The 20054-nt window shown below is 71.6% G+C and carries 16 protein-coding genes; 1 reads left to right on the top strand and 15 read right to left on the bottom strand.

Annotated features, from left to right (window positions below; translation table 11 throughout):
- Positions 1–48: 48 nt before the first annotated feature.
- Genes ACFXMF_RS09735 through ACFXMF_RS09715 form a run of 5 tightly spaced genes read right to left on the bottom strand, consistent with a single transcriptional unit; the run spans position 49 to position 7097 of the window.
- A complete protein-coding gene (locus ACFXMF_RS09735) occupies positions 49–954 on the bottom strand; it encodes a DUF4231 domain-containing protein (protein WP_360312530.1) in 906 nt (301 codons plus the stop codon).
- Positions 951–2294: a toll/interleukin-1 receptor domain-containing protein gene (locus ACFXMF_RS09730; protein ID WP_379987908.1), complete on the bottom strand. Its 1344-nt coding sequence runs from the start codon at positions 2292–2294 to the stop codon at positions 951–953. Before ACFXMF_RS09730 ends, ACFXMF_RS09735 begins: the two co-directional genes overlap by 4 nt.
- Entirely contained in the window at positions 2291–5140 is a 2850-nt protein-coding gene (locus ACFXMF_RS09725) for a hypothetical protein (RefSeq protein WP_379987909.1), read from the bottom strand. Before ACFXMF_RS09725 ends, ACFXMF_RS09730 begins: the two co-directional genes overlap by 4 nt.
- The gene (locus ACFXMF_RS09720) at positions 5137–6156 is read right to left on the bottom strand and encodes a hypothetical protein (protein ID WP_379987910.1); all 1020 of its coding nucleotides are present in this window, start codon (positions 6154–6156) and stop codon (positions 5137–5139) included. The genes ACFXMF_RS09725 and ACFXMF_RS09720 overlap by 4 nt, the downstream gene beginning before the upstream one ends.
- On the bottom strand, positions 6153–7097 hold the full coding sequence (locus tag ACFXMF_RS09715) for an AAA family ATPase (protein ID WP_379987911.1): 945 nt from the start codon (positions 7095–7097) through the stop codon (positions 6153–6155). The genes ACFXMF_RS09720 and ACFXMF_RS09715 overlap by 4 nt, the downstream gene beginning before the upstream one ends.
- Before the next feature lie 139 nt (positions 7098–7236).
- Here ACFXMF_RS09715 and ACFXMF_RS09710 point away from each other — a divergent pair, with 139 nt between their 5' ends.
- Positions 7237–7803 carry a prepilin peptidase gene (locus ACFXMF_RS09710; protein WP_379987912.1) on the top strand — a complete coding sequence of 189 codons (567 nt, stop codon included), beginning with the start codon at positions 7237–7239 and terminating at the stop codon, positions 7801–7803.
- Positions 7804–7883: 80 nt separating this feature from the next.
- Here ACFXMF_RS09710 and ACFXMF_RS09705 read toward each other — a convergent pair whose 3' ends face one another.
- The 10 genes from ACFXMF_RS09705 to ACFXMF_RS09660 form a co-directional block, all read right to left on the bottom strand.
- Positions 7884–12401, bottom strand: coding sequence for a LysM peptidoglycan-binding domain-containing protein (locus tag ACFXMF_RS09705; protein WP_379987913.1), 4518 nt, complete (start codon positions 12399–12401; stop codon positions 7884–7886).
- A 110-nt stretch (positions 12402–12511) separates the two neighbouring features.
- The gene (locus ACFXMF_RS09700) at positions 12512–12964 is read right to left on the bottom strand and encodes a pilus assembly protein TadG-related protein (protein WP_360312730.1); all 453 of its coding nucleotides are present in this window, start codon (positions 12962–12964) and stop codon (positions 12512–12514) included.
- 20 nt (positions 12965–12984) lie between these two features.
- The gene (locus ACFXMF_RS09695) at positions 12985–13419 is read right to left on the bottom strand and encodes a TadE/TadG family type IV pilus assembly protein (RefSeq protein WP_360312516.1); all 435 of its coding nucleotides are present in this window, start codon (positions 13417–13419) and stop codon (positions 12985–12987) included.
- Positions 13420–13436: 17 nt separating this feature from the next.
- On the bottom strand, positions 13437–13871 hold the full coding sequence (locus ACFXMF_RS09690) for a TadE family protein (RefSeq protein ID WP_360312728.1): 435 nt from the start codon (positions 13869–13871) through the stop codon (positions 13437–13439).
- Between the two features lie 40 nt (positions 13872–13911).
- Positions 13912–14208: a hypothetical protein gene (locus ACFXMF_RS09685; protein ID WP_360312514.1), complete on the bottom strand. Its 297-nt coding sequence runs from the start codon at positions 14206–14208 to the stop codon at positions 13912–13914.
- 44 nt (positions 14209–14252) lie between these two features.
- Positions 14253–15128, bottom strand: coding sequence for a hypothetical protein (locus ACFXMF_RS09680; protein WP_360312512.1), 876 nt, complete (start codon positions 15126–15128; stop codon positions 14253–14255).
- Positions 15125–16096, bottom strand: coding sequence for a type II secretion system F family protein (locus ACFXMF_RS09675; RefSeq protein ID WP_360312510.1), 972 nt, complete (start codon positions 16094–16096; stop codon positions 15125–15127). The genes ACFXMF_RS09680 and ACFXMF_RS09675 overlap by 4 nt, the downstream gene beginning before the upstream one ends.
- Before the next feature lie 5 nt (positions 16097–16101).
- Positions 16102–17967, bottom strand: coding sequence for an ATPase, T2SS/T4P/T4SS family (locus ACFXMF_RS09670; RefSeq protein ID WP_360312508.1), 1866 nt, complete (start codon positions 17965–17967; stop codon positions 16102–16104).
- Positions 17957–18916, bottom strand: a complete 960-nt coding sequence (locus tag ACFXMF_RS09665; protein WP_360312506.1) for a hypothetical protein — start codon at positions 18914–18916, stop codon at positions 17957–17959. Before ACFXMF_RS09665 ends, ACFXMF_RS09670 begins: the two co-directional genes overlap by 11 nt.
- Positions 18913–19617, bottom strand: coding sequence for an SAF domain-containing protein (locus ACFXMF_RS09660; RefSeq protein WP_360312504.1), 705 nt, complete (start codon positions 19615–19617; stop codon positions 18913–18915). The genes ACFXMF_RS09665 and ACFXMF_RS09660 overlap by 4 nt, the downstream gene beginning before the upstream one ends.
- Positions 19618–20054: the final 437 nt, after the last annotated feature.

Here is a 20054-nt window from a genome sequence, read left to right as displayed (position 1 = left end):
CCGCCGCTCACCATCCGACGCGCGTCGCCCCCGGTCCTGGTGGCGAGCTCACTGCGGCGGTCCCGGATCCGCGTGCGCGGCCCGGGCCATCCACCCCTGGGTCTCGATCGAGATGACGTTCTCGCATCGCTCGACGAAACGCGCCTCCTCGGCCGGATCCAGCGGCATCCGCGCCGTGCGATCGTCGCGCAGCCGGCGCAACTGCTCGGCCGTGCGGGCGAACGAGATCAGATTCTCCTGGTACCGCACGCCGTACCCGTAGAGCATCACCGAAGCCGAGACCGTGGTGACCACCGGCACCCAGGCCCCGAGCCGGTCGCCGCCCGCCGTGCCCGCCACCACCGCCAACGCCATACCGGTCAGCGCCAACACGAACTCGGCGAACTGAATCCGGACCAGGCCACGCCGCATCCGCACCACCCGGTCGCGGTAGTAGCCGTCCGCCTGGCCGTCGACCCGCTCGCGCACATAGCCGTCCACATCGCACACGGTCGGCGGCGTCGGATCCATCGCCGGGTCCAACTGCGGCAGTTCGGCCAGCAGTTCGCTCGCCTCGTCCTCGAAGGAGGCGCGACGCGCGGACAAGGCCGCCCGGCGCTGGGCCTCGCCGCCGCCGTACGGATCACTCGACGTCAGGTAGAGGTAGACCTCGCTCTTGAGGCCCTCGGCGACCGACCGCAACCGCGTCCACGCCTCGATCCGGGCCGGCTGCAGCCGCAGCGACGTCACCAGCGGGACCAAACCCACACCCAGCGCGCCGATCAGGGACAACACCTTGCCCGGATCGCCGTGCACCTGCGTGCCGGCCGTGGCCAGTATCGCGCCGCTCACCCCGAGCACGAGTCGCACCAGCCGCCAGCGCTGCACCGACGCCTTGGCCGCGGAGGCCGCGAGCGACCAGCGGCGCTGGGCTCGCCAGGTCTGGGCCAACACCGGATCCGTACCGACGGTCACGCGGGCCTCCAGGGCGGGTTCGATCGTTCCGGGTGTCCGGCCAGGCGCATCGCCCGGCCGTGTGTACGTTTCAACTCTCCTTCACCGGACGGCGTCAACGGAGTCAGTTCGGTGACCTCGATCGAACCGCACACGCCCGCGCGGTCGGTGACGAACAGCAGCAACAACAGTGGGAAGACCGACCGCAGTTCGCGGATCAACGTGGCATCCGGCAGATGTCGGATGACCACCACGATCGGCCCGGTTTCCTGCGCGTGCGCCTCGATCACGTCCCGAAAACCGTCCTCGCCCTCCAACTCCGGGTCGTGATAGCCGTCGTAGTCCAGATAGCCGGCCACCCGGTCCCGGATCGCGGCGATCAACCCCACCGTCACCCCGGCTCCGGCCGGCATCGTGACCTCCAGGTGCGGCCACGGACGCGGGTGTCCGCTCGCCCGGAGCAGGTAGGCCCGCAGGGTCCCGCCCCGAGTCGCCGCGAGCACCGCGACCCGCCCGCCCGCGCGGGTGCGCAACTCGCCCAACTGCGCGGCGGCGATCGTGGGCACCCGCGCGTACACGACGCTGAGGTCGGCCACCGTGCCCGCCGGATCCGGCCGCAACACCGGCAACACCTCGCCCAACGCCCGTACCAGCGGGTCGGGTTCGCGCCGAGGAGCCGCGGCGCGCTCGGTCAGCAGCGCCTCGCTCAACCGTTCCCGCAACACTTCGCGATCGAGCCGCTCGCGCACCCCGAGCAGATCCGCCGCAGCCCGTAACCGGTCCTCGTACGCCTCACCCAGCGCGTACGTCACCGCGTGCCGGGTGGGCGAGGAACGGTCCAGGTGCCACAGCCGGACCTGCGCCAGATCCGCATGCAGCTTGACCGGTAGCCGGCCGCCGGCGATCTCGTCGTCGGCCCAGTCGCACATGTCCGCCTCACCGAGGTGGATCGCCCGGAGCGCACTCGCCTCCAGATCCGCGCGCCGTACGTCCGGCAACTTCACCGTGATGAAGCGATACCGGGTGTCCGCCCGCCGCCTGCCGTCCGCGATGCTCGCCTCGTAGCCGACGTTCGCCGAATCCAGCGCGTGCCGGGAGAGCAGCAGCACGGTGGCCTGGCTGCCGTGCAGTTCCACCGCGATCTCCTGCTGCCACGCGTCACCGCTGCGCAGGAAGTCCTTGTCGTACACCGCCTCGAAGCCGGCCGCCCGCAACTGTTCGACCAGGACGTCGCGTGCGTCCAGGCACCGGCAGCACACCTGTCCGGGCTTGGCCCGGGTGCTGTGGCTGATGAAGATCCGCGGGCGCGGCGCCGACACCGGCACGGCGCCGCGCGGGTCGGGCAGGTGATGGATCGTCACGGGCGGCTCGCGTAGAGCTCGTCGGTGGTCAGCACGCGGAACCACCGGTATTCGTAGGGGGCGAGGGTGAGCAACGTGGGGCCGCCGCTGCGGGTCCGCTCCTGGTGCGGCGCGGCGACATCCAGCAGATCCACCAACCGGCCCGCCGGTACCGAGGGCGTGGTCAGCGCGATCACTCGCCCGTCCGGCCCGAGGTTGGCGACGCAGAGCACGTACTCCTCCTTGTACCGGCGCAGAAGCGCGACCACGTCCGCATGGATCGACGGCAATCGGATCGCGCTGCCACGGGTGAGCGCGCGCTCTCCCCGGCGAGCCCGCAACAACGCCGCAAGGCGATCCGGCGGGAGTCCGGACGGCACCTCGGCCACGGCTCGAAGTCCCGGTAGTGCCAGCGTGGCCGAGGCGATCGCCATGGCGGACGCCGGGTCGCCGTCGACGGACCCGGCGAGCGAAACGCGCCAGTTCCGGGCCTGGTTCGGTTCCACCGCCCCACCCGACCTGCCCGCCCATCGCCACGGGCGCGTCTCGCCCGCGAGCACCAGGTCACACACGCCCTCGGCGATTCCCCGGTCGCTCCCGCTCCACGCACCGTGGTCGAGCACGAGGACCTGTCCCGGGTGGTCGTCGACCAGCGTCCGCAACCCGCCGAGAAACCCCGCCGAGGGCACCGGAATCGACCCGGCGGCGCTTCCCGCAGGCCCACGCTCCGGCACCAACACCCGCGCCCCTGCGGCTCCGGCCGCGAGCAACTCCGCGCAGTACCGCAACAATCGGGGAGTATCGACCTCATCGGGGCCGACGACCACATCGGCCAGGACTCTGATCCCGGCCGCCCGGGCAGCCCGAAACAAGGCGGGTGCCGTCGAACCGACCACACCGTCGGGAGCGAAGGGCAGGCACACACAGCCGATCCCGAACCGCCGAGCCGTCTCCAGGTCGTCCTGCGTCAGGTCCATGGGCATCGTGCCCACCAGGGTGTCCCGCAGCCAGTCCCTCTTCGCGTCGACCGTTCGACGAGGCGTCAGCAGGAAGGTGCGGCCGTCCTCGGCCCTCAGCTCGACCGGGCCACCCCGCCCGATGATGCCGAATGCGAAGGGGCTCGGCGCGGAGACATGTACTGCCGAGAACGGCAGTCGCCGCTCCTGTAGACGATCGGGGGCCGGCTCACTGCTCCACTTGAGCAGCCGCCCGGACACGTCCACGGCCAAACCCGAGCGTCCGTCGGGATGTGCCGCGAGTGAACGAATCTCCCGAGACAGCTCGGGTCCCCGAATGGCGTAGCTGGATGCGGACGTCAGGCTCACGACCAACTCCGGCCCCGGCCTGGCGAACACGAGGGGGTAGCCGGCCACCCCTCCGGACAGGGCCGTGATGGGGCGCTGTTCGGTTCCCGAGTCGTGCATGGGCGAACCGCCGTCGACGTGGACGAACTCCAGGTGCCCGTCGGCGAACGCGACCACGACTTGCGACGACTGCGCCGGTGCCCAGAGCCGAGGGTTCGGCCCGGTCGATCGGGACAGGATCCTCGGTGGTTCGGACGGGGCATCCGGACGAACGGCCCAGATCCCGCGTTCGTTGGCCAGGATCACCTCCGGCCGACGGCCCGTCCTCCGCGGTGGCACCACCACCGCGTCGTGAATTCTTCCCAGGCCGGACACCCTCGAGACCTCGGCTCCGCTATAGCCGACCACCACCAAATCCCCGTGGGAGCTCAGGAGTACCGTGCCGGTCGCGTGGTCGACCCGCAGCAGTTCCGGGGTGCCGATCAACCCCACGGTAACCGGCGTCACGTTGCCGAAGATCAGCAGGTCCGTGTCGTTTCCGATGCGCCGCAGCACCGCCCGCAGACCGCCGTCCGCGAGCGCTGCCGAGCCGCCGAACACCACCTCGACGCTGCGTAGTTGCGCAACAGACCCGGGCTGCGGCCGAGTGGAGTACGCCTCGTCGACCAACTCGGCGAACACCGCGACCGCCACCCGCACCGTCTCGGCCGCACCCACCTCCACCGCGTACCCACCCGCACCGGCTGCCCCCGCCCCGGCCAACTCCACCCACACCCGATCCCCACCCGGCACTTCGAGCACCCGCGCGCCCGGCGCCGGTGGGCGGCTGAGGGTCAGCCCGTTGTCGTCGAGCCATACGCCCAACTCCGTATGGCCGCGCACCGCCGCCCGGGCCGCCGCGACGCCGGCCGGGCCGTGCCGGTCGAGCACCCACTGCGGCGGGTCGACGGCCAGCCGGGTCGCCGCCGAGATCAGCAGCGTACGGGCGAGCGCGTCGGTCGCGAGCACTCCGGGCAGCCTGGGCAGGAAGTGCACCAGCCAGCGGGACAGATCCTCGGCCGCGTCGTCATCGCCGGCATCGACCGCCAGGGCCGCCGCGAACCCGGCCAGTTCCGCGTCCACAACCGCCGCCGCGTCCGGCCCACCGGCGTCCGCCAGCGCCAACCGCGTATAGCGCCGCACCAACTCGGGTGCGTGCCGCTGCATTTCCTCCGTCAGAGCGTGGACCGCCCGTCGGCGCACCGGGTTCCGAACCAACTCGTGCCGCAAACCCGCCGCATACAGCGGATCGAGCACGACCGCCCGCGCGTCGGCGGACTCGACCAGCGGCGAGAACCACAGGTCCGCCTCCAGCCCGGCCGCACTGGCCGGGACGAACTCCAGCCGGGCCCGCCGGACGAACGCCGTCGTGGCGTGCGGAGCCAGACACAGGGCTTGGGCGAGCGTGTACAGCAGCGGATCGTCCACCGCCAACCGGCGCAGGAAGTCGAGTTCCGCCGCGCCGGGCTCGGCCCGCCCGCCGACCACCGCGTGCCCGCCGACGACCGGGTCCGGATCCGTCACCGGATCGCCCCTACCCGCACTCGTCGGCTCTCCCGCCAGGCCGCGCGAATCGAGGTCCGCCGATCCAGCGACACCAGGGCCACCCGCCGCCGCAGCGTCCACGGATGTGCCCCCGCCTCGTACGGCGTCAGGCACACCACCGGACAACCGGCCCGGTGCACCGCGTCGAGCCAGTCCCGCCATTCGGCGACGCCGGCCGCGGCGGCACCGCTGAACGGCAGTCGGCGCAGGCCCAGATCCGACACCACCACCACGGGCGTGCCCGGCGCCGGTGCCCGGTAGCCCACCCGTCCGTGCCGCCGCATCGCCCGCACACCGCGCCACGGGGTGCCCTGAAAACGCAGCACCTCGACCCGTCCGCGGCCGACCACGGCGTCCGCGAGGTCCCGCAGCCAACGCTGGTCGGCCCCGAAGGGCAACATCGATTCGCCGCCGTCCAACAGGAGTTGCAGGCCCAGTCGAGTGGTCGGCCGAGGCCGGAACGGCAACCTGCGCACCGGGGCGCCGTCGACCACCGCACGAACCAGCGCGCGTTCGTCGAGGACTCGGCCGAGCACGTCGGTCGAGGCCACCGCGAACATCACCCCCGGCGCCCAACGCACCGCCCACGGCGGCTGCGTCGGCTCCTCGCCCGCACCTGGATCGAGCAACCTCCGTACGCCCACCGCATCCGCCTCGGCCGGGCCGTCCGAATCCACCGCGCCACCCACGCCCGCCCCGCCCCGCGTCGGTCCGCGCAGCGTGAGCACCGAGCAGGCACCATCCGCCTCACCCGGGGGCGGCGCCGGGGTTCCCGGGTCCATCGCGAGTGGTTCGTCCAGGTCGGCGGGATCCGGCACGTCGTCGTCCTCCGCCGCCGGCTGTGCCGCCACGTCGGTCCCCTCCCGCGGGTCCGCCGCACCGGTCGGCCCCAGCATCCGGGCGATCTCCGCCGCCGCCGCGACGTCGGTGACCTCCAGCGCGACGATCGCCCGGACCAGGTCGCCGAGATGCACCTGCCCGCGTGCCGTGCTCACCCGTGCGGCCTCGCGCTCCCTCGGCCCTTGCTCAGTGCGACCTCCACGACCAGGTCCCAGGTGCGGCTGCCCGCGGTGACGCCCAATTCGTGGCAGGCCCGCAGGGTGTCGAGGAACTCGGCCGTACTCGGACCGGCCACCCACGCGGACTCGTTCGCGACCTTCAACAGATGGTCCGCCACCTGCTCGGCCATCGATTCGTCGTGATCGGCGCCGAAATGGCTGCGCGCGACCTTCAACAGGTGCGGCCGGTCCGGGGCTTCGAGGGACAGCAGGATGCAGCGGCGGACGAACGGCGCGGGCAGTTCACGTTCGTTGTTGCTGGTGATCACGACGAGCGGTTCGGCGCCCGGTCGCGCCCGGACCGGTTCGCCGTCCGGCCCGGTGAAGCGCAGGGTGTCGAGCGGCACCAACAGGCTGTTGGGCAGATCCGGATCGGCCTTGTCGATCTCGTCGATCAGCACCACCGACTGCGGCGCGGGCCCGGTGTGCCGCCCGTACGCGGGTTCGACGGGCCGCTCCCCCGCGCGCCGGGGCACGGTGCGGTACGGATCGAACGCCTTCCACAACACGCCCTGTACGCAGTAGGCGCCGATGGTCGGCGCGACCTTGTGGATCTGCGCGTCGTTGAGCCGGCGCAGCGCGTCGAAGCGCCAGAGCAGGTCCTCGGGTTCGGTCCGCGCGGTGATCACCTCGGTGTGGCAGACCCGCCCCAGGTGCCGCGCGACGTTCGGCGCGAGGGTGGACTTGCCCGATCCCGGCGGGCCGAGCACCAGGAGCGGTCGGCGGGTGGCCAGCGCGACGTTGACCGCGAGCACGATCCGCTCGTCGTCGAACACGTATGCGCCGTCGCCCACCGCCGCGTCGCCGTCGTCGCCGGTAGCCGGTACGGACGGAGCGGGAAGCGGCCGGAACGGGTCGAACGCCATGGCTTTGGGCACGGCTCCAGTGTGCCGTTCGAGTGACCGACCCGGTACGGATTCCGTTGCAAACGCACCCCATCCGGCCCCGCTACCGAACCGGCGGACCAGGGAGCGGACCCGGTGCCGATCCGGCCCTCGGTCTGACAGGATCCGAGCCGTGCGGATATCTCCGATCCATCTCGACGAGGACACCGCGGGCGTGCTGCGTCGCGACCTGCCGGTGATCGCGGGCGCGTTCGTGCTCACCGGCGGCGCGCTGGTCTGGCGGGTCGGCCTCCACGCGGTCCTGCCCGCCTTCCTCGCCTTCGCGTTGCTCGCCTCGGCTCTCGTGGTGTGCGACGCGCGCCTGATGCGGCTCCCCGACCCGCTGACCCTGCCCGGATACCCGGTGCTCGCCGCGCTGTTGCTGATCCCGTTCGACCGGGACGCCTACCTCCGGGCGCTGTTCGCGATGGCCGGGGCGTACGCCCTGCACCTCGTGCTCGCGCTGTGCGGTGTCGGCATCGGCCTGGGCGACGTGAAGGCCGCGGGCCTGGTCGGCCTGGTCCTGGGCTGGACGTCCTGGGCCGCGCTCGCGCAGGCACTGGTGCTGGCGTACGTCTGCGTGGGGGTGTACGCGACCGGGCTGGCGGTCAGCAGGCGCGCGGGCCGCGGCAGCGTGGTCCCGTTCGGCCCCTTCCTGCTCGGCGCCGCAATGCTCGTCCTGCTGCTTCGCGGCGCCTGATCGGGCGGGCTCGGGAGGCCGACCGCCGCGGACGAGCCGGTGGGCGGACGGCGTCCCGCGCCGCTCCGCCCACCGCCCGATCAGTCGTCCAGCAGGTCGCGGAGCAACTCGACGGTGAGCGCCTCGGGTTCCGCACCGAGGCCGGCCAACAGGCCGTCCAGCCGATCCACGTAGTAGTCCAACTCCGCGCGGTCGCCCGTGATATGTGTCGCCCGGAACATCGTGCGGTAGAGCATCTGCGACTCGGGGCACACCACCAGGCCGACCGAGCAGGCCCGCTTGGCGGCCTGCGGGTCGTGGTTGTCCAGGTGGTAGTCGGCCAGTCGGGCGGCGACGTCGACGATCTCGGCGATCATCTGCTGCCGGAACGGCTCGGCCCAGACGTAGCGGCGCGGACCCACCCCGTCGAACGGCGCGTCGCGCACTATGTCCAACGCCCGCGCGTAGTCCATCGCCACCTCGTGGCTCCCGTACAGACCGGGTGCCACCAGTTGGCGGAAGCGGAACCAGTCGCAGGCGAACCCCGGCCCGAATCCGTAGCCCCCGCCGCCGACCGCAGCCGGCAGGTGGCTCGTACCGTCCTGGGCGGTGCCCACCCAGCGGCGCAGTTGGCTGATCGCCGAGTTGCGCGCGGTGGCGGTGACACCCAGCGGCCAGACGGCGGTGTCGAGTTCGGCGAGTGGACGACCGGGGTGCAGGGCTATCCACGCGGCCAGTTCGGTCAGCCGGGCCCGGCGGCCGTGCTCGACCTCCTCGCCGACGCCGATCAGGTCCACCTGACCCAGGATCCGGATCTCCGGGTAGGTCGGCGCGAAGCCCTCCGAGGGCTGCCCGGACGCGGCCGGGGCCTCGGCGGGCGGCGCGGCGACGGGCAGCGCGACGTCCCAGGTCGAACCCACCTCCGGGGCCTCCGGCGCAGCCGTCTCGGTGTCCGGCGCGACCACCAGGAACATCCCGGAGTCCTCTACGCCGAGGCCCTCCCGCACCTGCCCCGGCGCACCCCAGTACTCGGCGGACGGCATCTCGACGCCGCCGGCGACACTCTCCGCCGGACTCGCCTGCGCGGGTCCCGGGTCGGTCGGCGCCGGTGCGCCGCGCTCGCGGCCCTGCATCAGGTCGACCTCGTCGTCCGGACCCAGTACGTGGACTCCCGAGCCGCTGAACACGTCGGCGCGAACGCCCCCGTGTCCGTTGGCGGCATGGGCCGGGTAGGCCGCGTAACCGCCCTCCGGCGCGTCCTCGACATCCCACCGCGGGGCTTGTTCTCCGGTGCTGGTCCGAGCGTCGATCGGCACTGCTGTTCCCTCGTCCGGGGCCTCTGCGGCCGCCGCCGGATCGGCCGGGTGTCCGGCTTCCTCGGCGGATGCGTAGGGGTGGTCCTCGGGATCGTCCACCCCTTCGAGTCCTGTTTCGTCCTGCCCGACATCCGACACCGACCGCTCGTCGACCAACCGGTCGCGCACGGCCGCCTGTTCGGCATCGACGGGCGCTCCGAACACCGGTTCGCCGAGGGTCGAATCCGCCGGGACCGCCGGGTCGCCCACCGTCGTCCCGGCCGCCTCGAACACCGGGTCCTCCGTCACCGGTTCGCCGTGCTGCGACGTGGCGACGACGGCTTCCCGAGCGTTCGGTTCGGCATACACCGACCCGGCACGAACCGACCCGTCGGCGGTCGGCTCCTCGAAGGATGGCGGCACCGGCGCTTCACCGCCATATGGCGGATTCGGGTACCGCGGTTCCGCATACGGCGGTTCGGCATATGACTGTTCCGGATAGCCGGGCTCCGCGCCGACCCCGGCGGTGGGCCGCGGGTCGACCGCCGACTCCCCCGCGCCGGTGGACTCGGGGTATCCCGGAGACGTCGCGGGATCCGGGCCGTCCGGACCGACCGGCGCGGGCTGGAACAACGCGGGCTCGTCGACGCGTTCGCCCGGTGTGGGGGCGTACTCGTGCGGGTCGTCGGGCAACCACGGCAGCGGCAGCGAACCGGTGTCCTCGGACGCTCCGCCACGCCGCTCGATCCGCTCCGGCGGGGCCAACGGCCGTCCGGCGATCGGGTGGATCGCGGCGCCCCAGGAGCCGGGGCCGCCCCGGCCGGCCGTGTTCGGCGCGGGAGCCGCGAAGGCCCGCTCGTCCGGCTCGGGGTCGGTGGGATCGGGCTGGTAGTAGGCGGGAGCCGCGTCGGGCCCGGCGTCCACGTCGGTCGCGGTGCCGCCCCCCATCCGGGCCGGCCGCTCCATCCCGCCGACCGCGGACCAGGCGGCCGAGGAGATGCTGCCGGCCGCTCCGGCGCCCACCTGGACCGGCTCCGGCTCGTGGTCGTCCCGCTGTCCCGGGATCAACACCTCGTCGGCGGGCACCCCGTCCAGGTCCCGGGAGACCGTGAACATGCTCACCAGCGCCTGGTACTGCGGGTCTTCGAGGCGCTGCACGTGTACGTCGGTGTTGATCCGACTCGGCGTCACCACGCCGGGCACCGTGGGCAGTCGGGTCACCCCGAGCCCGCTGAGCCAGGGCTCGGAGTGGATCGGCGCGATGATCGCGGCGGCCGCGCGCGGGTAGCTGTTGGTCAACCGCTGGATGTGCGGCACGTGTGCCTCGGTCAGCGGCTCCAGGGACAACACGATCTCCGGCGGCCAGGTGTCCGGCAGGATGCCCTTGGTCCGGGCCTGGCGCGGCGAGGTCAGCTTGGCGTCGTCGAGCAATCCGACCACCTCGTCGGACCAGGTCGCCAGTCGGCCGAGAGCCTCGTCCAACGAGTAGGCGTAGCGCAGTTGTTGCCGGCCCTCACGTTCGACGTCGCGCAGCTCGCGGCCGAAGCCGACCACCGTCACGCACAGATCGTCGCTCCACACGTTGGACAACAGCTCGACCGCCAACGCGCGCAGCACGGCCAGGTTGTCCTCACCGGATCCGTCGGTGAGTCCGACCACGCCGAGCGATTCGAGATCGATCAACAACTGCCTGCCGTCGTCGGTTTCACCCAACACCGCGAGCGCGGGGTAGGGCGCCGGCACATTGGCCGCCGCGCTGGTGTGCAGCAACTCGGCGTCCGCCGGGCAGGTCCAGTGCATGTGGTCGCCGTGCACCGCCTCGAAGGGATACAGCGGCGGGGACGGCGCGGCCAGGTGCAGTTCGAGTCGACGGTCGGTGAGCTGCACCGAGTCGATCAGCGGCAGGGTCCGCCCGGTGTCCGACATCCGGGCGCACAACGTCCGGAGCGTGCGGTCGAACAGGTCCAGGGCGTCCGGGGTTTCGGTGGCGCGCAGTTGTTGTTCGAGGTCGGCGGCCTCCGGCGCCGGCATCGCGATCCGATGGCCGTCCCGGCGGACCGACTGTTGGAGCCGGCGACGCACCAGCAGTGCGCCCAGCACCGCCGCCGCGCCCACCGCGCCCAGGGCGATGGCGCCGATCGGCACCGAATGCTCGGCGCCGCCGGTGCTCGGCGCCTCGGCCCGGCTGCCGGTGGGATTGGGGTTCTCGGACTTCTGCTTCGGCGCCTCGCTCGACTTGACGGGGGCGCTCGGCGCGGCGACCGGGTCCTGCTTGGCGATGTGCGGCGGCGTCTCGACGAACGGCTTCGGCTGCGCGGCGGGCGGTTGTTGCTGCTGTTGTTGCTGAGGCGGTTGCTGCTGAGGCGGTTGTTGGGGCGCGGGTGGTTGTTGTTGCGGCGGCAGTTGCGCCTCCGCACTGGCGGCGCCCGGGATGGACAACGTCCAGCCGGGTTCGATCGCGTTCGGGTCGGTCAGGGCCGAGCCGCTCGACTGCGGCTTGTCCTTGTTGGCGGCGAAGATCTCCGGGTAGCGGTCGCCGTCGCCGAGCAGTTCCTCGGCGATGTCCGACAGGGTGTCGCCGGGCTTGACCGTGACCGTCTGCGGCAACGCCTTCTTGTCGTCGCGCTGGGCCCCGGACCCGCTCTCGGGCGCGTGCGCGGCCTTGACCTCGGCGGGCGGCGCGGCATTCGCGGGCAGCGCCAGTACCCAACCCACCTCGACGTAGTCCGCCGCGTCGAAGCGCTGGCCGTTCACCATCACCTTGCCCTCGTTGAGCTCGGCGATCTCCGTCCACCGCTTGCCGTCGCCGAGTCGTTCCTCGGCGATAGTCCACAACGAATCACCGCGCTGGACGGTATGTGTGGGCCCGGCACTCGGCCCGGGTTCCTGGACCCGGACCGGGATTTCCTGCTCCACGACCCGGCTGGGCGCGCTCGCCACGGTGTCCGCGAGTTGTGGAGCGGCCTGCGCCTGGCCCGCCGCCAGCGCGGTACCGGTCGGCAACAGCAGCATGATGCCGCCGATCAGCGCGCCGGCCGCCTTCTGACTCCAGCCCAAACCGCGGATCCGCGGCGCGGACAGCCCTTTCACCTGGGCCGGGATCTCCACCACGACCGAAATCGCGAAACACAACCAGGCGATCCACGCGATGATTGCGAGCGCGGCGATGAAGCCGCTCCCGTCGTCGGGCGCGGTGAGGATCTTGGTGACCTCGTCCAGGCCGGGTAGTCGGCGCGGCAACAGCGTCGTGGTGGCCACGACGAGCAGCGCGGGAAGGCCGATCAGCAACGCGAGCAGCACGACGAGGCTGAGCAGGCCACGCACGAGGTCGAAGAGGAAGCGGCCGGGTCCGCGGCGCCTGCCGCGGTCGTCACGGCTGCGAGCGTGCGCCCCGGGACCGGAACCGGCGCCGGAGCGAGAGCCTTGAGTAACGGTCACGGTGCGGCCTCCGGGGCTTGAATCCCATGGACGAGCCCGGCACGGGCATGGCCTTTGACGGTGACGGTGGAGACGCCGAAGAAGGCGGCCACCTTGGTGTTGTACTCGATCGTCACATCGACGTCGATGTAGCGACCGTCGGACGTGACCTTGGCGTGGCCGGATTTCACCACGGCGTGGGCCCTCAGATACTCGCCCGCCGCGGTCTCGGCGGCCTGCTGTGGAACCACGATCGCCGTCCCCGGAATGGCCTTGGTCGGGTCGATCGCCTGACCGGCGGCGCGCGCCGCCTCCTGCGCGTAGGCGTCGGCCTTGGAATCCGCGCGCAGCTTGCCGCCGCCGTCGACCACCAGTCCGACCAGCAGGATGATCACCGCCATCATGATCGCGAGCATGATGGCGAGCGAACCCCGATCCCGGGGCTCGCCGGTAACACCGATGTGAAGCACCCGGGTTCGCCGCCCGGCCGTCACTTCGACCGCTCCCGGTAGGTGTCGATCACGGAGGTGAAGGTCCCGTTCATCGTCTTCGAGCCGGGAATGCCGGGGAAGGCGACGTCGGAGAGGGACACTTTGCACGTGACACTGACCGTGACCGTGGCCGCCTTGCCGACGTCGGTGGCGAAGCCGGTGATGTCGACGTGGGTCACCGGGGCGCAGGCGATCCCGTCCTGGTCCAGGGACTTCACCACGGCCGCCCTCGCGGCCGACTCGGCATCGGACGCGTTGCGTGCGATCGACGCCTCCCGTGCCCCCGCCTTCGCCGCCGCGTCGACCCCGTTGCCGGCCAGCGTGGTGCGTCCGAACGCGATGACCAGACACAGGAACGCGATCAACACCGGTGCGAGCACCGCTGCCTCCAGGGCGAACGACCCCTCGTCCGCCCGCAGGCTCCCCCTGTACACCCTCGCCCCCCAGCTCTTCATCGGCCCGCTGTCGTCCACCGCTCGACAACGCCGTCCGCGTGCTGCCTGATGGTCAGACTCCCGAGTCCCGGCACGATCGACAACGACGTGCCCTGAACGGTCACGGTGAGCCGCGCACCGGCCTTCCGCTCCGGAATCACCTTCAGGTCCTTGAGCATTCCCCCGCCGAGGTCCTTCGCCACATCCCGGCCGCGCTGTTCCGCCGCCGCGCTGTCGCCGCCCCTGCGCCGTCCCTCCTCGACCCCCTCCTTGGCCGCCTGCAAAGCGACTTCACGGGCGTACCACCACAGGCAGCCCTGAATCACCGTGAGCAGCACGAGCATGAACACCGGGAAGATGATCGCCATGGTGATGGACATGCCGCCGCGATCCGGCCCGCCTGCCTTGCGCAGACGGCGCCGGATCGCGTCGACAAGAGAGCCGCATGGCATCTTGTTCACGAGGACGGTCCGGATCCTTCGCGTCGGATCTCTAGTTCGGCTTCGGTTCCTGGTACTTCGAGTCGGAGTTGTCCAGATCCTTCTGGTACTTCTGGTACATGGCGTAGATGACCCCGGCGATGCTGACCGCGGCGACGATCAGCACCGCGACGATGATCGCCGTCTCGATGCTGACCGCGCCGTGGTCGCGCTCCTTGCGCAGACGCCGGTAGCGGTCCACCACACCGCCGGTGACCATCAAGACGAAGGCGATCGGGGCCGGAGCCAGTCTGTGTAGGGCGGATTCCGCACGATCGAGCACCGCGGGGGATGAGGAACCGGTTTGCATTGCCTGTACTCCTTCCGGAGAACGGCTCGAGATCCGAAGGTCGTTCATACCGAGAAAATCCGGGATATGGCCGGAAATCCAAGCAGGATTCCCATGATTACCACGAGCATCGTGCCCGGAACGGTGAGCCGTTCCGAATCCGCGTTCGCCTGTTCGTGTTCGTTCGCCAGCAGTTCGATACGCAGGGACTGGGACCGGGCTCGCAACGTGCCGTACACCGCGGCGCCTTCGGTGCCGGCCATCTCGATGATGTCCGCCACATCGGCGAGTTCGGGAAGGTCGAGATCCTTGGCCAGGTCGCGCAGGCCGTCCCAGGGGTCCGCGCCGCTCACCCGGGCCCGCGCCAACGCGTCCTGGATCCGGGAGAAGGCCCAGCCGTCCCCCACCGCCGCCGCTCGCTCCAACGCCTCGCCCGGACCCGCGTCACCCGCACGGCCGAGCGCGACCAGGTCCAGATAGGCGGCGGCCGCGTGCTGGAACTCGGTCCGGGCGGCCTTGGCCTGGTCGCGCAGCGCGAAGTCCGGGATGAGCCACATCCCGGCCGCCACCGCCAGGGACAGGAACAGCGGTACGTAGAAAGCCACTCCGATGCCGGTGGCCAGCAGCACCGAGGACAGCATCGCGGGCAGCAACAGGCCGAGCAGCGCCAGCAGTGCCTTGGTGCGCACGAATTGCGCGACCGTCTCGCCGACCAGGTCCAGTTCGCGATGCGGCACCCGAAATCCCGGCACGCGCAGGGTCAGCGCGACGAGTTGGTCGTCGTACCTGCTGCCGGTCTGCTCGGTACGCCGCTTGGGCGTGCCGGAGAGTCGATGCAGCGCGTTGCCCAGGTCCGGCGGTGCCGGCCACAACTCGCGCACGAGCAGCGCGACGCCGGCGCCCAGGACACAACCGCTGACGATCATCACGGGTGGGATCACGACCACTCACCCCGCAGCACCGGTGCCGTGTGCACGCCTTCCGCGTTCTGTGCGTCCGCCGCCTGCGCGGCCTTGACCACGCTGCGCGGATCCGCGACCAGGAACCGGGGCTTGAACCGATCCGTGGCCAGCGACCGCATCCACATCAGCGTGCCGATGTAGCCCATCGCCAGCAGCAGCAGGACCAGTTGGCCGATCACCGTCCCGTACGGCTCGGCGTAGTCGCGGTTGATCACCACGACCAGGGCGGTCACCCCGAGCGTGATGTAGGTGATCCAGCGCACCGCGATCCGGGCGCCGGCCCGGTCCGCCTCGATCGCGCGCCGCTGGCGCACCTCCTCGCGCACCGTGCCGGCCAGGTCCTTGAGGGCCATCGCCAGGCCCGGGCCGCGGTCCGAGGAGCGCAGGATCAGCGCCGCCGCGATCTTGTCCGCCGTGGCGTCGCCCAGATCGGCGGCGAACGCCCGTAACGCCTCGTCCGGGCGCCAGCGCGACTGCAATCGGCTGACCAGGTCGCCGACTTCCTCGACGATCGGCTCGGGGCAGGTGCCCCGGGAGGTGAGGATCGCGTTCTCCAGACCGGCGCCCAGCTCGATCAGGTCGGCGATCCGCCGAGTCCACTCGGCGAGCGCGTCCAGCCGGTTGATGACGGTGCGATCACTCTTGGTCGGCGCGAGCAGCCAGGGCAGTCCGGTGAAGGCGACGACCACCAGGAGACCGGCCACCAGAAAGCCGGTGAACAGCCAGACCAGCGCGGCCACCGCGAGTCCGATGCCCAGGCGCACCCGCCGGGCGGTACGTTGCCGGGCGCTCACCGGACCCGAACGCATCCGTCGTACGGCCAGCTCCAGCCGGCCGGGCGGCTTGGGCGTCGGATCGTCGTACGTGCCGACGACGCCGACCACCAGACCCACCAGGCCGCCCACCAACAGGCAGCCGCACACCGCGACCAACAGGGCGTCACCCATGTCCGTCACCCGACCTGATTCAGTTTGAGCTGCAACGGCCGCCAGCCGTGCGGCTCGTCGAGCAGATGCGGACTGAATCCGGCCCGGATCAGGTCCGGCATGTCCGAGGGGTACATCCGGGCCATACCTCGCGGGTCGTCGCCGGTGGGCGCGAAGATCGTGTTCACGGCCGGGCGGCGGTGCTCACCCATCCCGGTCACCTCCAGCACGTGCGACACGAAACGATGCCGCTTCCCACCGATCGCCGTCTCGTCGATCATCCGTACGAAGACCACGTAGTCGACCGCGTTGGAGGCGAGCCGGTAGGCCAGTTCGGGGCTCATGTGTGCGCCGTACTCCAGGCAGAGTTCGGCGATCCGGTCGAAGATCATGTCCGGCTCGCGCACGTGCAGCGTGCACATCGAGCCGCCCTCGCCGTTGGTCATCACCCGCAACATCGGCACGATCTCGCTGGAGCGCACCTCGCCGACGATCATCCGGGACAGCGACATCCGCAGCGCGGAGGGAATCAACTCGCCGATGGTCAACTCGCCCGCCGACTTGCCGTCGATGCCCCGCTCGCCGTTGCCCTCGCGGGCCTCGATCGCCACCACCTGGCGCAGGTGTCCCAACTCGTGCAGGAACAATTCGAGTTCGGTCTCGAAGGTGCCGATCCGCTCGTCCCGGGGGATCTCGTGGGACAGCGCCCGCAACAGCGAGGTCTTGCCCACCCCCTGGGTCCCGCAGATGATCAGGTTCTTCTTGGCCCGGACCAGCGAGCCCAGGAAGGCGGCCAGGGTCCGGTCCAGGGTGCCCAGTCCGATCAGGTCGGCGAGCCGCACGTCGCGCACCCGGTGCCGACGGATCGTCACGTAGGTGTGCGGGGTGACCTCGGTGATCGCCTGGAGACGCGAGCCGTCCGGCAACCGCAGGGCCAGGGTGGGCTGCGCGGTGGACAGGGTGCGTTCGCCGCTGCCGTGCCGGCGGGCCAGGTCCCTCAGCAGTTCGCGGAGTTCCTCGTCGGAGGCGGTGAGCGGCGGCACCTGGACGCGGGGCCGGTCGGCGTAGTCCACCCAGACCGTGTCGTAGCCGTTGACCAGGATGTTCTCCACGGCGGGGTCGGTCAGGTACGGCTCCAACGGCCCGGCCCGGAACAGCCAGTCCCACACCGCCCGGGCCATCGCCCGGTCCTCGGCGGGGGTGGTGGAGATGCCGCGCTCACGCGCGGTGATGTCGGCCCATTCGGCGACCACCTGGGCGACGATCGCCCGGCCGCGCTGTTCGCGGTCCTCGTTGGTCAGGCCGGGCGACATCTTGTCGAATTCGTGGAGTTGCTCGGCCGCGCGGTCCTTCAGTATCCGGACCAGCGCCGGGTCCACCACCGGTTCGCCGGAGGGATTGCGCGGCGGCTTGGCGGGTCCGGTCGTGGCGGGCGCCCGGCCGGCGGGCGGGGGTCGCCGGCTGACCGTGCCCACGCCGTTCGCACTCACGCTCGCGGTCGGCGGCACGGTGAACATGCCGTCCCGGCCGCCCGCGTGCCGGACCGCGCCGTTCAGCGGCCCGTTCGGGTGCGCCGTCGCGGCGGGCGAAACCGGGGTGCCGTTGGCGGGCGTCGGCGGTGGAGTGTGCCCCACGGCGGGGGTCAGCGAGCCCGCGCCCGCCGACCAGGTCGGCGGGGGAGGCGCGTCGGGTCCGGCCGAGGCGCTTCGCTGGAAGCCCTCGGGCCAGGTGCGCAACGGCGGCGTGGGCGGCGCGTACACCACGTCCTCCGCCTCCGGCAGGCCCGGCACGACATGCATGTGTGGGCGATAGCCGGTCTCGGCGGCAGGATCCGGTTCCGGTTCCGGCTTGTTGTGCGGGTCCGGGTGCAGGGGTCGCGCGTTATCGAACATGACCCGCCTCCTCGCCGGCCGGCCGGTGCGCCGGTTCGGCCTCGGGTCGGGCTTCGGGCTCCGCGGGTCGGCGGATGTAGGCGGCGGCCTGGGCCCAACCGTCGCCCGGCAGCGGCGCGTCCGGCCCGGCGGGCAACTGGCCGCCGGGCGCCGGGCGCGGCGCCAATCGCATCCGGCGCTGGTTGGCCAGGGCCAGCGCGGCCTCCGCGGTGGTTCGCGCGGCACGCATGAACTTCGACCGCAGGAACCGTTTTCCGGTGTCCCCTTCGCCGTCGGACAACACCCGGGCCCGTTCCGGATCGAACGGCAACAGGCCCAGCACCGGCGCCTCCAGGTGCTTGCCGATCTCCTGGCGCGCGTAGCGCCCCTCCTCGATCACCACGAGCGCGATCGAGTCCGAGCCCGTCCCGTGCGTGTCCAGGTCGTGGCGCAGCGAGGCCAGCCGGGGCTGTGCCTGGGCCAGGGAGGGCAGCGTCCCGCGCACGACCGGCAGTACCAGGTCGGCTCGGCGTGCGGCGATGGCCGACGCGCCCGTGGTGCCGCGCCGGCCCAGGTCGATGATCACGTCGTGCGGGATCTGCTGATTGCCCAGACCGGCCGCGAGTTGCGAGATCGGGTCCCACGTGTAGGCCAGTCCGGAAGCCTGGGTGGGGTCCACCAGGCCGGGCAGCAGCAGCCGTTCGCGCCGGCCGTCGGACAGGTCGACCAACTGCCGAAAGAACGCGTCCACCAGGTTGCCCTGACGGTGCGCGACACCCAATTGGTGCAGCCCGTACTCGGCCGAAACCCGACCCTGGAGCGCGCCGGCCAGGATCGAACCCCCGTCCGGATCGGCCTCGATCAGGATCACCCGGCGACCGGCCGGCAGCGGCCAGGTGAGCAGGAGCGCCAGCGCGGTCGAGGTGGCGCCGGGCGCACGGGTGCCACCGGTGACCGCGACGACGGTCATGGGGCTCCTCCGGTCCTGGCCGGTGCCGCGTCCGCGTTGCCCGTGTTCAGCACGACGATGGAGAACCTGCCCTCGGCCACCTGAAGCGCCAGCACCGGGCCGTCCTTGGCGGGTACCGCGACGTCCAGGACGGCCTTGCCCGAGCTCGAATTCGAGTCCGTGTTGCCGGAGCGGATCACCGTGGCGGCGGTGGTGATCGGCTGCGTGGAGGTGGAGTTGGCGGCGCCGCCGACCGGGGGCGCCGACGTCACGACCAGGATTCGGGTGCCGGGAGTGACCCGCTGCACCGGCATCTTGGTGATGTCCAGGGCGATCGGGACGAGGGTCTCGCCCGGCTGGATCGCGATCCGCTCGGTGACCTGGTCCGAGGTCAGCAGGGTGCCCGCGCGCAGCTCGACGGCCGCGCGTTTGCCCACGATGACGGCCTTGGAGCCGGATCCGATCGGGCGCAGCCCGGGCGCGTCGTTGATCTCCACGACGCGCAGATCCTCGGCGGCGATCGTCTGGCCGTAGGGCACCGTGCGGGCGACCGCGAGCACGGGCACCCGCTTGTCGCCCATCTGATAGAACGCCGCCGAACCGAGTCCACCGGCCGCGATCAGCGCGACCGAGAGCGCGATGAGCGCCGGCCGCCGGCGTCTGGCGCCGAGGCTGCGCGTGGGCGTGACCGGCATCGTGCCGGCGGCAGCGCCCTGCGACACGACACCATTACCCGATGGCCGTTCCGTAGCTGCCTTCACCACCGGCTCCGCCCCCTTGCTCTGCCGGGTCCACCCAGGTTCCGTGCGGACCGTGATCCACTTCGGAGCTACCGCTCGTATCTTCCACCACACACACTGTCAGGTGAATGGTGAACAGCCCGAAAACAGTCGTCGAAGTCGATCATTCGAAGCTTTCCGGAACGACTTCCCACCACGTCAACCAGCACGATCGCGGACGCCGTATGACGAACCCGACCCCACCAAAGATCACGGGCAAGCATCTCGTTCCGGACATCGAACGGGCCCCACGATGGTCCCGAAACGAGGCGCTCCGCAAGCACTTTCGGGCAATTGTTGGCCGGCCGAGTTCTGCGCGCACCGTGATCGGCCGAACGTGATAACGCACTGCCGTCCCGACGCTGCGAACCGTACTCGAC

Source organism: Embleya sp. NPDC059213, assembly GCF_042754445.1.
Taxonomy (GTDB): Bacteria; Actinomycetota; Actinomycetes; order Streptomycetales; family Streptomycetaceae; genus Embleya.
The sequence above is the reverse complement of the archived record's forward strand: the minus strand, read 5'-3'. Positions and strand labels throughout refer to the sequence as shown.